This is a genomic window from Undibacterium sp. JH2W, assembly GCF_049340425.1.
Classification (GTDB): Bacteria; Pseudomonadota; Gammaproteobacteria; order Burkholderiales; family Burkholderiaceae_D; genus Undibacterium.
Genome location: NZ_JBMPOT010000005.1, coordinates 195396 through 210410 on the forward strand (window position 1 = coordinate 195396; position 15015 = coordinate 210410).

The 15015-nt window shown below is 49.4% G+C and carries 12 protein-coding genes; 9 read left to right on the top strand and 3 right to left on the bottom strand.

Features of this window, described 5'->3' with window-relative positions; all coding sequences use genetic code 11:
* The first annotated feature begins 296 nt into the window (after positions 1 to 296).
* From ACO0LC_RS08920 to ACO0LC_RS08950, 7 genes are all read left to right on the top strand, one after another.
* On the top strand, positions 297 to 629 hold the full coding sequence (locus ACO0LC_RS08920; protein WP_423002302.1) for a hypothetical protein: 333 nt from the start codon (positions 297 to 299) through the stop codon (positions 627 to 629).
* A gap of 177 nt (positions 630 to 806) precedes the next feature.
* Positions 807 to 2210, top strand: coding sequence for a hypothetical protein (locus ACO0LC_RS08925; protein ID WP_423002303.1), 1404 nt, complete (start codon positions 807 to 809; stop codon positions 2208 to 2210).
* Positions 2207 to 2956, top strand: a complete 750-nt coding sequence (locus ACO0LC_RS08930) for a hypothetical protein (RefSeq protein WP_423002304.1) — start codon at positions 2207 to 2209, stop codon at positions 2954 to 2956. Before ACO0LC_RS08925 ends, ACO0LC_RS08930 begins: the two co-directional genes overlap by 4 nt.
* Before the next feature lie 5 nt (positions 2957 to 2961).
* Positions 2962 to 5790, top strand: coding sequence for an ATP-binding protein (locus ACO0LC_RS08935; protein WP_423002305.1), 2829 nt, complete (start codon positions 2962 to 2964; stop codon positions 5788 to 5790).
* The gene (locus tag ACO0LC_RS08940; RefSeq protein ID WP_423002306.1) at positions 5790 to 6323 is read left to right on the top strand and encodes a DUF4124 domain-containing protein; all 534 of its coding nucleotides are present in this window, start codon (positions 5790 to 5792) and stop codon (positions 6321 to 6323) included. The genes ACO0LC_RS08935 and ACO0LC_RS08940 overlap by 1 nt, the downstream gene beginning before the upstream one ends.
* A gap of 276 nt (positions 6324 to 6599) precedes the next feature.
* Complete coding sequence (gene corA, locus ACO0LC_RS08945; protein ID WP_423002307.1) at positions 6600 to 7565, top strand: magnesium/cobalt transporter CorA; 966 nt, start codon at positions 6600 to 6602, stop codon at positions 7563 to 7565.
* 118 nt (positions 7566 to 7683) lie between these two features.
* Entirely contained in the window at positions 7684 to 8265 is a 582-nt protein-coding gene (locus ACO0LC_RS08950; protein ID WP_423002308.1) for a hypothetical protein, read from the top strand.
* Between the two features lie 48 nt (positions 8266 to 8313).
* On the opposite strand, the gene ACO0LC_RS08955 is transcribed toward ACO0LC_RS08950, so the two are convergent.
* Positions 8314 to 8751, bottom strand: a complete 438-nt coding sequence (locus ACO0LC_RS08955) for a lysozyme inhibitor LprI family protein (protein ID WP_423002309.1) — start codon at positions 8749 to 8751, stop codon at positions 8314 to 8316.
* Between the two features lie 161 nt (positions 8752 to 8912).
* Here ACO0LC_RS08955 and ACO0LC_RS08960 point away from each other — a divergent pair, with 161 nt between their 5' ends.
* Positions 8913 to 10037, top strand: coding sequence for a DUF3667 domain-containing protein (locus ACO0LC_RS08960; RefSeq protein ID WP_423002310.1), 1125 nt, complete (start codon positions 8913 to 8915; stop codon positions 10035 to 10037).
* 41 nt (positions 10038 to 10078) lie between these two features.
* On the opposite strand, the gene ACO0LC_RS08965 is transcribed toward ACO0LC_RS08960, so the two are convergent.
* Positions 10079 to 11329: a sensor domain-containing diguanylate cyclase gene (locus ACO0LC_RS08965; RefSeq protein WP_423002311.1), complete on the bottom strand. Its 1251-nt coding sequence runs from the start codon at positions 11327 to 11329 to the stop codon at positions 10079 to 10081.
* Positions 11330 to 11663: 334 nt separating this feature from the next.
* Between ACO0LC_RS08965 and ACO0LC_RS08970 the strand changes: the two genes are divergently transcribed.
* Positions 11664 to 13313, top strand: coding sequence for an alkaline phosphatase family protein (locus tag ACO0LC_RS08970; protein ID WP_423002312.1), 1650 nt, complete (start codon positions 11664 to 11666; stop codon positions 13311 to 13313).
* 75 nt (positions 13314 to 13388) lie between these two features.
* Here the strand turns inward: ACO0LC_RS08970 and ACO0LC_RS08975 are convergent, their stop codons facing one another.
* Positions 13389 to 14954 (bottom strand): oligopeptide:H+ symporter, encoded by a 1566-nt coding sequence (locus ACO0LC_RS08975; RefSeq protein ID WP_423002313.1) that lies wholly within the window; start codon positions 14952 to 14954, stop codon positions 13389 to 13391.
* Positions 14955 to 15015: the final 61 nt, after the last annotated feature.

A 15015-nucleotide genomic window follows, 5' to 3' on the forward strand; every position in this document is an offset into this window, starting at 1 on the left:
TTGCATGACAGCTTGCCGGCAAATTTGGCAAGCTATCCATGCAATTTAGAATGAAATCAGGCAAACGTGAAAAAATGTAACTTCCCAGACTAAAGATTACACAAACTTACACAAGAGAAGTGCAGTAAATAGTTGGTATACGACTAAAATATTTCACTCGAATTTACTGCAGACGACAACATGCTCGTTGTCCAGCAAACAGTCAGTTAAATACCCGCCGCATTCATAATAAAGATCATGGATAGCAGGGTTTAACTAGTGAAATTACTACCGCCTTGCTTTTCAATAAGAACACCATGCTAATTGACGTTATCAAAAACGGCTTCAGAACCATCTTCAGAATGCGCCATGAACGCGAATTGCCACCACCTGGTCCCAAACCGGCATTCGGCAGCACCGTCGTCTACAAACGCCTGAAGATGCAACTGATCGTGCCTATTGATTATGAACAATGGGATTGGCTGACAGAAAAAGGCTGGCGCACTCTGGACATGCGCTCCAATCGCCGCCGTTATTTCAAGGTACCGCGCAAAGCAGTCATACGCCTGCTGCATGCCAATGAAACTGAGCGCGAAATCTTGCTTTTGCAAATCCTGGAGCATCGCTATGACAGGTCGCGTCTGCATTGATAGCAAGTAGAACATGGTGTTATTGCAATAAATTTTGCATTTTATATAAATCATCTTGTCACGGGGTTAAGAAAATGAATTTTAGCAAGCCTGCATCATTCATTTTCTTTTACAGCATCGGTAAAAATTAAAATCCTGACAATACTCAAGCAGGCTGCAAGCAGTTAAAATGCCAGCATGCAAAATACAAGTAACGACGCTGAGGTTCAGAACGAAGACGATCTCGCTCTGCAGACCTATTTCAAGCCTGGTATTACTCCCGAAGACGTTTCCGCTGTATTCCCCCTGAAGCGCGCCCAGCCTGTATTGCAGGCTTTTACGGCCTTGTTTCATGGTGGTTTCAACAGCGTATTGCTGCGCCTGCTGGTTTTGCGGGAATTGGCAGCGGATGTGGAAACACCTTCACTGAGCCGGGCGGATATCAATGCCAAACTCGGTTATCTCGAAGCAGACGCTTTGGAGACGGTATTGTCACGCCTGCGCTCCACTGGTCTCTTGATCTGGGATGCCAGCCAGTCGGTCTACCGCATTGCACCAACCGCGCGCAATGTGCTGGCAGCGATAGAGTCCTTGCTGCAAGTCGAAGAAAACAATGACCAGGCCGAGATGAGTTATATGCTCACCCAGGTTGCCGGTGCACAGGCCGTGGGTGGTGTCTCGGTAGAGCAATTGCATCATTTGCTGGGCCGCCTGATAGAGCTGACCGAAGAATTCTCGGATGCGATTGCCTCAGGCTCAGAATTCCAGTTGCGCACTGCCCAGCAAAAATGGCATACCGCCTGTGACTGGGTGGAAAAAGGTTCGCAAATTATCCATGCCATCACCAATGACAGCCGTGCCGATGCAGCAACTCACAGGGCAGCGCAAGCCATAGGCCGGGCCCAGAGTGCCTTGCTGAATATGCAGGGCATGTTCTCAAGGGCCTTGAACCAGATTGAGCGCCAGCGCGTGCACCTGGGTCAGTCTGGCTTGTCGACGACTGATATCAAAACCTGGCTGCTGCAAAAAGATGATCTGGCGGCACTGGCTGATGATGCTCTGGCAAAACCGGTGACACCGATGTTTATCACGCCTTCAGAAATGATAGATGTGGCCGAGAGTGAATTGCTGAGCCACCGCGTGTCTGCGCTTGCTGGTGCCTTGCCTGCCGGTGAAAATGCCCCATCGATTGCCAATGATGATAGCGATGCCTTGCATGAACTTGATCACTGGCTGGCCTTGCTGACTGAGGCCGATGCATCGGAAAAACCTATCTCGCTGCAGGATATTTTATTGCCGTCGAATTTTTCGATTGCCTCTTACCGCGCCTCCATGCTGCCTTTGCTGGGGGACGCCAATGAATCCGCCTTGCAGGGGGCAACCGGGATACTGGCACGCCTGCCACTGGTTTTTAATTCCAAAGACAAAATGCACAAGGTGCATGATGAACATGTAGCGGCAATGTCGATTGCCAGTCTGAGTGCGCCCGATGCAGCAGTTACTGCACCTGCTGCCCAGACTACACGCAAAGTGAAGCCACCTGCACCCGCCGAACCATCTGAGCAATCTGCACCATCTGTAGAGACAAGAGAAACACCATGATCGAAGATGCACAAATCCTGATCGCCCGCTTGCTGGCTCACCAGACCCTGCGCCGTGAAGACAAGCTGGTCAAACGCGCCTTGTCGGATGAATTGTTCCGTACCGAGATAGACACGCGTCTGAAAGCCTGCGGTATGAAGTTTGTCGATAACGTGTATGCCGACTATGTCACCCTGGCTTTGACACGCGATAGCGAGTCCAAGGTATTTGGCACCAAAGAAACCTGGCAGAATAATAATTTTGGCCTGGCTCGCGATGGCGTGGCCTTGCTGGTGGTCTTGTGGTCCTTGATTATTTTGCCCAAGCGTGAACGCCAGGAAGCCCATCAACTGGCAGAAGAAGACCAGAATGATATGTTTGGCAAAGACAAACCCATGCCGCGTGCAGAAGATACCTCGATAGGCATCTCTTACCGCGCCCTGCTGGCAGACTTTGGCGAAAAGCTGGGCAAGAAAACCCGTATGGACATGAACCTGGGCCAGTTGGCGCGTGTAGGTTTTATCGAGCGCAAGGCAGACCTGATTTTGGAAGGTCCGCTGCTGGATTTGCTGATGGATACCGACACCCTGAAAGACCGCATCATCAATGGGGCGCTGTCAGATATTTTCCAGATTCCGGTACCACGTACACCAGCCATCATCGCACCTGTTGTGGAAACTGAAGCTGAAACAACTGACATCATTGCTGAAGCAAATGCCGTCAATGATACAGACGCCAATCCCGACATTAATACCGAAAAAGAATAAGCACCATGTTTCATATCAAATCGCTGGAACTTGTCCATTGGGATTATTGGCAACGCATCAAGAACATCCCTCTCGATGCAAAGATCATTACTATCGCCGGACAAAATGGCTCAGGTAAAACAACGCTGCTGGATGCTCTGCGCACCCTGTTTGGCCTGGAATGTTCCATGGGGCGTTCATATAAGCATTATGCCCGCCACTCTGGCCAACAAACGGCATGGATACGTGCTGTGGTGGATAACAGCGCCGTAGGACCACAGATTTCCAACCGCCCTTTCCGCATGTCTGGTTTGTATGAAGATGAAGTCACCCTGTTCTGCAAAATAGAAAAAAATGGCGGTGACTGGAAGCGCCAGTACCTCATGCGCAGTGGCAAGACCGAGATAGAAGAAATACAGGAAGCCAACGACTGGCTGGGCGTGGAAAGCTACCGCAAGCGCCTGGCACATGCAGGTTTATCGAATGCCATGGGCAAGGTATTGGCGCTGGAACAGGGAGAGACAGACAAACTCTGTGAATACGCGCCGCGTCAATTGCTGGACCTGGTGTTCCAGGTGTTTGGCGACAAGGAAGTACTCGATGCCTATGATGACGCCAAGCGCCATCAGCGTGATACTGAAACTGAATTGCAGCGTTTTGAAACCGAGCTGGAAGGTGCAAAAACCAATCTGGAAGGCTTGCGCCTGCGCGTTGCCAATTACCACCAGTATGAAAGCCTGGGCAAGGAAAAACGCGATCTGCAAGAAGAGATATTGCCCACCCTGCAATATCATGAAGCATTGGCACAGGCTGGCAGTACCAGCCAGGCACTGCGTGCCAGCAAGCGCTTTTTAAAGACACAAGACCTGGCACTGTCTGACCGCCGCCAGCACCTGGCGCAGCAGGCGCAGCAAGTGTCGGATGCCAAACAGGCAGAAGCCGCACTGGAAGCAGAAGAATCGTCGCTGCGTGAAAAGCTGGGACAGATTAATAGCAAACTGAAGCCACAGGAAAGCCTGCTGGAACAAAAAGCCCGCCTGCAAAAACTGGCTGCGGAAGCAGACGCCGATGTCGCCAATATTGCAGATGATCTGGAGAAAAAAGAAGCCGAGCTGTCACGCCAGAAACTGGAACGTGATGCACTGACCCAGCGCATCGCAGGCGAAATGGAAACCATCGCCGCCTTGCAAGGCAAGTCTGCCCTGCCAGATCCAGAGAATGTGCGCCAGATGCGCCGTGCACTGACAGATGCCAATATCCCGCATTGCATGTTGCCGGAGATCGTAGAAGTCACTGATCCCAAATGGCAAGCCGCAGTGGAAGGTGTATTGCGCGGTTACACCTCGGTCATCTTGCTGGACAAGGCAACGGACGCCTCTGCCGCTTACCGCATAGGTGAGAAGCAGCGCTACAACCACTTCATCGTGCCTGACCGCATCAGCGCGCCGGTGGTCAAGGACCAGAGCCTGCTGTCTGTCGTCAACTTCACTGGCCAGGCACCGGGCTGGCTGATAGAACAGCTGCAACGCATCGATACCGTGGGTTCGATAGAACTGGGCATGAAGTTGCCGAAGAATCAGGAATGGATTACGCCTGACGCCTACCATTTTGAGCGCCGTGGTGGCCGTTCACTGTTTGTCGAAGTATCTCGCTATCGCTTTGGTAATGCAGGCCGTACCCAGCGTCTGGAAGCCTTGCTGAAGTCTTTGCCACGCCTGCAATCGCAAGAAGATGTGCTGACCATGCAGATCAGCAAACTGGCAGGTGACATCAGCGCCTACAAGGCGCGCCTGGCCGGTGTGGATGCGGCAAAAGAACTGAGTGCCCGTCATGCAGAATTTGAAGAAGCTAGTCGCAACACCCAACCGCTGAAACAGCAGCGCATGGAAGTAGGCGGTCGCCTCGGTGAAATCGCACCTTTGCTGAAAGCCGCTACCGAACAACGCTCGATCGCCCACCTGAAATGGGAGCAGGCCAAGGCAGCGATTGCCGATGCCGAAGCCCAATTGCGCACCTCAGAAAAACGCCATGCCGATGAGCGCAAGGAACAGTTTGAAACCCTGCGCGCCATGCGTGATACCTGGCATACCCTGCCGCATAACTGGAAGCGTGCCTCACACCGCAAGGAACTGGTGGCAGAACATGAAAACGTCCACCAGATAGAATTGCGCATACGCAGCCTGACGAATAACCTGGCGCGCGATGACTGGGAAACCGATTCCACTGTGGTCGACCAATACACCCGCTTGAACGCCCTGCTGCAAGGTCGCCAGGCAGAAACCGATGAGCGCCGCTACCAGAATAATCGTGCGATAGAAGCCACGGTAAATGCCCGCGCTGCCTATATGGACAGACTACGCTTCACGATCAAGTCTTACAGCAAGAACATCAAGCAACTCGGTGAGCTGGCAGGCATAGAAGTGCATACCGATCCGGTTAAACTGGAAAATGACGACATACAACTGGCCCAGGCTGGCTTGCATGTACGCTTCAAGTTTGACGGCAAAGGCCCGATAGGCATGAACGACGGCGAAGCATCCGGTGGCCAGCAAGTCATGAAGTCATTGATCTTGCTGATAGGCTTGCTGAAATCTGACGATGGTTCCGGTGGCTTTGTCTTCATCGATGAACCTTTCGCCCATCTGGATATACGCAACATCCAATTGGTCGGTGAGTTCCTGAAGAATACCGATGCCCAGTACCTGATGACCACACCGCTGACGCATAACACGGATGTGTATGATCCTTCTGAACTGACACTGATCACCAGCAAGAAGAAAAAAGATACAGAATGGGCACAGCCTATTTTTGTCTTGCAGAGAAAAACCGAGAAGAACAAGGCTGCCAAAGCATGATGAATATCAACAAATTGCTCATTCTAGGAGCAGCGATTTTTTCTATACACGCTGTCAGCGCTGGAGACATACATCAGTGGCGCGATAAAGATGGTCGCCTGCATTTTGGTGATCAGCAAAATGCACCCAGTGGTAGCAAAGTTATTCTCAATTCACCCAAGACAGATGACAGCCAGGCCAACCCAGCAGAGGCAGACAAAGGCAATCAGGGAAAAAACCCGGGGACAGCATCTGCACAAGCTTCCCATCCGCCAGGATACTCTCGCATGAATGATGCGCCCTATGAGAAAGGTGCGCCTGCTGGCATGGCGCCAGAGAAATTGGCGCAATGCACCGGGATGGTGCGCGAGCATTTCAGCCATGAAAATTCGCCTGGTGAAATTCGTGCCTTTTTCGTCAAACTTGAATCTGTGTGCCCGAAAACCGGATTCATTTGCAAATCATATAAGCTAAGTCCACAGAAAAACCTCTGTGAACCAGTTCAGTACAAGGATGGAAAAAATCAAGTCAGCCACCAGGAATACAATTCCTAGTCAGGACAAGTATCTGTCTGGCATCTACGCGAACACCGTCCACGCAGTTAAGCTACTGGATTGATGTGAATACTCTGCCTGGTAAAAATCAAGATAAGAAGCGATACCACAATATGGTCACATAGATTGCTTACATCCGTTTGCCTTTGTTTGTTATTAAAAAAATAATTTTAAGACAAGCATGCTTTGGTATGAGTTTACATTGCCGCCAAGTTGGCTCAGACTCTCGCCAGAAAATCATCATCCCATTCCCCAAGCAATCGCTGGAAAAAAAACATGTTAATCAATTGCGTCACTTACCAGGAAGGTCGCAAACTGTCCGATATACCCGTGGCAGAAATCAGCGACTATGTGCAACAAAAGGACCGGTTTGTCTGGGTAGCCTTGCGCGATGCCTCGGATGAGGAGTTGCAAGAAATGCAGGTTGAATTTGACTTGCATGAGCTGGCAGTAGAAGATGCACGCCATGGCTATCAAAGACCAAAGATAGAAGAATATGGCGATTCCTTGTTTGCCGTGATTCACACTGTAGAAATGCTGGAAGGCGAACTGAATATAGGTGAGCTCAATCTTTTCGTCGGTGACAATTATGTGTTGTCGGTACGCAACCGCTGCCAGCAAAATTTTCTGGGTGTTCGCCAGCGCTGTGAGAGAGAACCGCATTTGCTCAAGCATGGCTCGTCCTTTGTCTTCTATGCCCTGATCGATGCGATAGTGGACCGCTACTTCCCTGTGGTAGAAGCCCTGGAAGAAGAGCTGGAACTAATCGAAGAACAAATCTTCACCAAGGGTAGTGAACGGGCAAATATCCAACGCCTGTACCAGTTGAAACGCAAGATCATGATAGTAAAGCATGCCGTCACACCTTTGATGGAAGCCTGCGGTAAACTGTTTGGTGGCCGGGTACCAGGCTTGTGCGTGAATACCCAGGAATACTTCCGTGATGTCTACGATCATTTGTACCGTATCAATACCTCGATAGAAACCATACGTGACACTATCAGTACGGCGATACAAGTGAATTTATCCATGGTTGCCATAGACGAGAGCGAAGTCAACAAGCGCCTGGCTGCAGGTGCGGCAATTTTTGCGGTACCGACTGCGTTTGCTGGTATCTGGGGTATGAATTTCAAAGCCATGCCGGAGCTAGAATGGCATTATGGCTACCCCATGGCAATTGCCATCATGGTCACAACTTGTGGCTACTTATATTACCGTTTCCGTAAAAGTGGCTGGTTATAGCAAGTTCGCCACATGGGTTGAGATTATCAATTAAGCACTAAAATAACAATTTTTCGCTATAAAATAAGCATTTACAAAACCTGCCCCTCCAATTTTCCATCATCAACAAGATACTCAAATGAAGAAACTACTTAGCTTCCTCTTTCTGACTGCATGTACTTTTAGCAGCCACGCTCAAGATTATGTAGACAGTGTTGCAAAAAAGACTTGTGAATGCGTAGAGAAAATCCCGCAAGACTTACAAAAAGATGGTGCATATGCCCAGGTCGGTGTCTGTATGTTCCAATCTTTTAATAAGCAGGAAAAAGAATTCTTTCAAAAAGAATTCAATCTGAGCTTCACCAATGGAAAAGATGGTGAGAAAATAGGTGGCATACTGGGTGCGAGCATGATGACTCAATGCCCAAACGTCATTATGAAAATGTCGGCAGTAGTCAACAAAGGTGTTGTTTCAGGTTCGGCGTCTGGCGTCATCAGCAAAATAGACAGCGACTTCTTCGTCATGTTTTCTTTACGTGAACGGAATGGCGTCACCAGCAAATTTATCTGGCTGAATCAAATCCCTTCCAAGATAGACTTACCCAATACCTATCAGAGCCTGTTGGGTAAAAATGTAGAATTCAAATATGAAAGCAGAGATATATTTGATCCAAAAATAGGCGAATACCGTCAATTCAAGGTATTAACTGACATCAAGTAAGCCGTCCTATACCCGCCTGACAGCGGGTATCACATGGTATGTACATCGTTAAATGCGCGATCGGCCAAGCAACAATTCTTTCACGCTTTGCAAATATCTGATGCGCTGCTCATTCAACTCCAGGATACACAGGTAACGCCGATGCCCAGTACCCGTTCCACCGGCAGCCAGGCTCGCCTGTAACTCGCATTGCTCAGCACGATAAAGCAGATATTGTCTGCTTGATGAGAGCAATTTACCCTTCACCCTTGCACGATTTCCTGCCGTATCGTCCCACCGTCGCACCGTAACCAGCACATCTGCTTCAAGCTGGCTGAGCGCAACATCGCTTTTCACGACGCGCTCCTCCAGGCAGGTGCGCGCATCGGCCTGTCCGCCTATATAAAAACAATCCTCACCCGAAGCAGCGCGCTGTGCCTGCGCCGCTGTAGTCAAAACTAAGGAGGATAAAAATAACAGGCATGGTAATAAACGCATATTGATCATCATTGAGTCAGGTAATTCAAGGGTCGCTTGCAAATAGCAGCGCTCACGGAAACTTTTATATTATAAAATCTACACTTTGCGTATGCTAATTTGCCCTGTCTGGCAATAAAGCAATATTGCAATCATCAGACTCCATCATCAAAAAAACAGAGAGCAAACTTATGGGCCTGGATATAGGGGCTGCCGCAGATGTGGCGGCAGAAATAGTATTAGTGAACGAAATAGAAAAAGCCGGGCATCATACGACTGGCACAGATGCGCATGCCTGTGCCAACTGCGGCACCGCTCTGCAGGGTGCATATTGCCATGCTTGCGGGCAATCTGCGCACATCCATCGTTCTTTATTGCATTTGATAGAAGAACTCTTGCATGGCGTATTCCATTTTGAAACCAAGGCATGGAGAACAATACCTGCCCTGATCTTCTCACCAGGCAAGCTGACCCGCAATTATATTGCTGGCCAGCGCACCCGTTATGTCTCGCCCCTGGCTTTGTTTTTGTTCTTGATCTTCCTGATGTTTTTTGTGTTTTCGTTCACTAGCAACAATCCGCTGGGCAGCATTTCTGACCAACCACAAACCCAGGCCGGTATCAGCATGGCTTTGAAAAAAAACCAGGAGAAACTGGGATTGCTGCAAGCCGAGCGTGCAAAACTCCCTAAGGATGATGCCAAACTGGAAAACCTGAATGAAGAAATAGCCGACCTGGAATTTGAAATCACGGGGCTGCAAAGCTCGTTAAAGCTGCTGACCAAACCCGTAACAAAGAAGAATGAAGAAAAAGCTGAGGGAGATACAAATCAATGGGCAGAGATTGCACAAAAATTTGACCATAAACTAGATGGAAAAAATGTCAGTTTTTCATCCCCACAAGTAGAGAAAAAAGTCAGGCACGCGCTCAAAACACCTGAACTGACCCTATATAAAATAAAGAGTAATGCCTCAAAACTGTCGTTTTTGCTGATGCCAATTTCACTACCGTTTTTATGGCTGTTATTTGCATTCAAGCGCCGCTATGGAATGTTCGATCACGCCGTATTTTCATTGTATTCCTTGTCCTTCATGGCCTTGCTGTTAATGCTGGTCGCGATCTTGAATACCCTGGACTTTAGTGTTGCAGCCGTTTTGCTCTTTGTCCTGGTACCGCCCCTGCATATATTCTGGCAATTGCGCGGCGCTTATCAAATAAGTATTTTTGCCAGTTTGTGGCGTACCTTCGCATTATTGCTGGTCGCCGTATGCTCACTACTCATTTATATATTACTGATTATAGGCCTTAGCGCCTGAGCATCTGCTTGCCGGGAAGCCTGTTCCAAACGCCAGTTGAATCAACAGGTTTCCCAGATAACCTGATTACGGCCATGGCTCTTGGCTTGATATAGTGCCTTGTCAGCGCGCTCGAGCAAACGGCCAAGACGGTCATCTTCTGTTCTGTAAACGGCAATACCTATGCTCACAGTCAGAGAAAAAATCTCACCGGATGCTGCGTTCAAAGGCATGGATTGTATGTGTGCCCGTATACGTTCGGCGACCAGCAAAGCCTCAGGGCGGCTAGCCTGTTGCAGCAATACACAAAACTCTTCCCCACCCAGGCGTCCAAATAAATCGGATTCACGCAACTCCACTTTGACGGTTTCAGCAAAATGAACCAAGGCCTGATCGCCGCATTGATGGCCATATTTATCATTGATGGTCTTGAAGAAATCCAGGTCCAGCATCATTAAAGTCATTTGGGTTTGATAGCGCTGACAACTTTTGAAGATATGTTCGGCATGTTCCAGGAAGGCGCGCCGATTGGCGATGCCAGTCAGGGGGTCGGTCGTTGCCAGCCTTTGCAACTCTCTTTCCAGCATCTTGCGTTGAGTCACATCGCGGCATATGCCTTCTACCCCGGCATATTGGCCATCATCATCAAATAGTGCCTGGCTATTGACCGAGATATCAATGATACGACCATCCTTGCTAACCATCTGGCCAGGAAAGTCATTGACCATGCCATGCATCATGATTTCTTTTTTGAATGCATCCCTGTCCGAGGCCCTGGGATACAGTGCTTCAGCGGGCTTGCCTTCGATTTCTTCTGGTGCAAAACCCAGTATCTTGTGAACAGCAGGACTGACTTTTTGCACTATGCCATGGACATCTGTGCGGTAATACACATCTTGCATATTTTCAAACAAACGGCGGAAATTGAATTCACTGAGACGTAATTGTTCTTCCATCTCATTGTGCTCAGTCATGTCCATACCGCTAATCATGACAGCGTCCCTACCCTCAAATTGTACGGCGCGGCTAATCACCAGCAGCATGCGAAAATTGCCCTTGCTGGTACGCACACGAAATTTGCTATTCGCGTTAGCCCAGTTATCACCCTGTTTTTTTAAACGCCCTTGCGATCTTGGCTGATCCAGCGGGTGGACAAATTCATCGACAGCCCGGTTCAACAATGACTGCTCGTCACTGGCTTCCAGTAAATGGACGGCAGCGGGATTGAGCTTGGCCAATTTGCCATCAACGACGATTGCAACAGCAACCGGCAAGATGTCAAACAAGTAAGCGTAATAATTGTCTTGGCTCAAAAGTATTCCGATCACGACTACACCCCAAGTCAAGTGCATAGGGGTTCCTCGTCTCATTCTACTGCCGGGCACAAGGGAGTAAAGTAATAAAATGCAAGTTTGTGCAGAATGTTTTTACTTCGCAATGATGAGCCAGGGGCTGATTGATGTCTTTGAACAGGATTTGGACAAATACCTGACACTTTTATCTTGATCTTTCTGATGTCATCTGGCTGTCAAATGAAACGCTTAGTGTATGCTAGCCCGCAGGCCGTTAGCTATCATGAACGGCTTTTCTTATTGACTTAACCGATAACAAAACATGAAGAATACCTTGCCATTTTTGCCAAGCGCAATGCGCCGACTTCTTTTGCTGACATGCCTCACGGCGTCGACAGTCCTCCCTGCCTTACCAGGCTACGCCGTTGAAAAACCGGCAAAAGCCAAGCTGCTGGTGGTGCTGGTGGTCGATGGTTTGCCACAAGAACAAGTTGTACGCTATCGCGATCAGTTCGGCCAGGGAGGCTTTCGCCGCTTGCTGGACCAGGGTGCCTGGTTCTCGGATGCCCATCAGGCGCATGGCGTCACCGTGACAGCCGTTGGCCATACTGCGGTGCTGACAGGTGCTTACCCTTACCAGCATGGCATCATCGGCAATAACTGGATAGACCCTGTCACACTGGAGTCCATCTATTGCACTGAAGACAATCAACATACTTATATAGGCGAAGAAACCAAGCCCAGTGACGGTACATCCCCCGCCAATTTGCGCGTCAGTACTTTAGGTGATGAGTTGCGCTACTCGAATGGTCAACATAGCAAGGTCCTTACCGTTTCCGGCAAGGACAGGGGTGCGATTCTGCTGGCAGGCAAGACAGGTACGGCTTATATGTATATGAGCAAGACCGGTAATTTTGCCAGTTCCACCTATTACATGAAGGACCACCCGCAATGGGTGCAGCAATATCAGGCAGCAAAACCGCAAGACCGTTTTTACGGCAAGGAATGGCGTCCCTTATTGCCGGATGCGGCCTATGCAGCAGATGCTGATGATGAGCTGGTCATCAATCAAAAAGAAAAAGACAAGCGTTTCCCTTTTGTGTATACCAGCAAGTCAGGCAAACCTGATGCTGATTACTACAAAGACTTGTACACCGGCCCTTATGTCGATGAATTGACACTGGACTTTGCCCGTGCTGCGATAGAGGGTGAAAAACTCGGCCAGAATCCCGTTGGTGTTACTGATGTATTGGGTGTCAGCCTGTCCAGCCATGATTATGTCAATCATAGTTTTGGGCCAGAAAGCCGCATGTCGCATGACCACCTGCAAAGGCTGGACAGGATGCTGGCAAATTTCTTTAGCTATCTGGATAAACGTATAGGTCTGGAAAATACCATGGTGGTGTTGACAGCCGACCATGGCTTCTCGAATGTGCCGGAATTTGCTCAATCCATCAAACGCGATGCCCAGCGCCTGGATAGCAAAGCGATGACGGCAGACCTGAACCAGTATTTGTCTGAAAAATTTGGACAAAAGGATCTGGTCAGCAAATGGTCTGCACCGAGTTTTTTGCTCGACTACAAAATGATAGAGCAAAAAAAACTGAAGCGCGAAGAAGTCGAAAAAGCTGCTGCCAGGTACTTGCTGGGCTTGCCAGGGATAGCAGACAGTTTTACCCGCACCCAGTTTGAAAATGGCAATCTGCCGCGTACCCGTATCGGCACTCTGGTACAACGTGCCTGGCATAAGCAACGCTCTGGTGACATCATGGTGATCGCCAAACCTTACTGGTATTTTGGCAGCGAGGCACATGGCACCTCTCATGGCTCCCCCTATATCTATGACACCAATGTACCACTGATTTTGATGGGCAAACCATTCAAACCAGGTGCTTATGGCGAGTATGCAGAAGTCATGGATATTGCCCCCACCCTGGCCCATTTGTTAAGGGTGCGCCCACCCTCAGGTTCGGAAGGCCGTGTACTGACCGAGATATTGCGCTGATCAACACGCCCTGGCACAGCACGAAAAAAAACCGCATGACAAAATCATGCGGTTTTTTTATTTCAAATAAGCGGCTTACTTAGCTTGACGGTAATTGTTCAACATCGGATAGCTTTTGGCATACAGAGCAAACAATAGAGCTGCCAGTAAAGCGAAACCAGCAAAGAAGAACATCTGGAAAGCTGTGACACTCATGCCAGTAGACTTGATTTGCTCGGTGACAGCTTCACTCTTAACGCTGGAGTTCGCCAGCAAGACCCACAGGTTACCAATGGTGACTGACAGATTCCAGAAGCTCATGATGACCCCTTTCATCGCCAGTGGTGCCTGGCTATAGGCAAATTCCAGACCCGTTGCAGATACCAGCACCTCGCCAAAAGTCAGCAAGGCATAGGGCAGGATTTGCCAGGTGATGGTCAGGGCATTGCCGCCATCGATGGCCAACTGCATGAAGCCGACCACGATCCAGGCCACACCAGAGAAAGCGATACCCAGGCCCATACGGCGCAAAGCGGTCAATTCCACACCACTGCGTTTCAATAAAGGATACAAGACCAGGTTATTGAAAGGGATCAGCAACATCACCAGCAAAGGATTCAAGGCCTGCATTTGGGCAGACTGGAACCAGGAAGGCTTGGCCATCTGGTCAGCCTGCAAGACCCAGGTTGATGCCTTTTGATCAAACAAGGACCAGAATGGTGTCACCAGGGCAAATACCACCAGGATGCGCAAGACTGAACGCACGCCATCAACGGCTACATCTGGATGCACGCCGCGGGCACGTTCCAGTTGCAACCAGGCACCCATGCCTCCAAAACCCAGTACCAGCACCAAAGCCAGACACAGTGCAGCAACGATACCGATTTTCGGGATCAGGAACAAAGAACCTACCGCCAGCAAAGCACCTGCCACAGCTATGAAATAACCATTCCTGGCCTGACCCGGCACATCGGTAGTCAGTGCAGTGCGCACTACATTCAGGAAAGAATGCGGGTCATGCGGTGCCGGCGGCACATGGATATACTTGGTACGGCCCGACCAGAAAATGATAGTGGCAATCAACATCAGCACGCCGGGAATACCAAAAGCCATGCTGGCCCCCAATTGCTTGAGAAAAATAGGCATTAACAGGGATGCAAAGAAAGAACCGAAATTGATAATCCAGTAAAACCCATCAAATACTTTTTGCGCCAGCGAACGATTCGACTGGTCGAACTGGTCACCAACAAAGGATGTCACGAGAGGCTTGATCCCGCCCGATCCCAGGGCAATCAGGAATAGGCCCGTATAAAAGCCGTTTCGATTATCTTCAAAAAGCGCCAGACAGGCATGGCCGCAGCAATACACCAGACTCAGCCAGAACACCGTATTGTATTTACCAAAAAAACGATCAGCCAGCCAGCCACCCAGCAAAGGGAAGAAGTAGACACCAATAACAAAAGTATGGAACACTTCTTTTGCCATGCCAGCACGCATGTTTTCTGGCATCGACAAGAGCAAGCTGGTAATCAGGAAAGGCGTAAGGATATTGCGCATGCCATAAAAGCTGAAGCGCTCACAACCTTCATTGGCGATGATATAAGGTATTTGCTTAGGCATCTGCGCTTTTTCAGCGCCATCCATAGCCACGGATTGAGTCATTCGTCTCTCCTGTTCAATTGTTTTTTTCACAGCACGAGCAAGCCAGCTTTTGTGGAGTCAG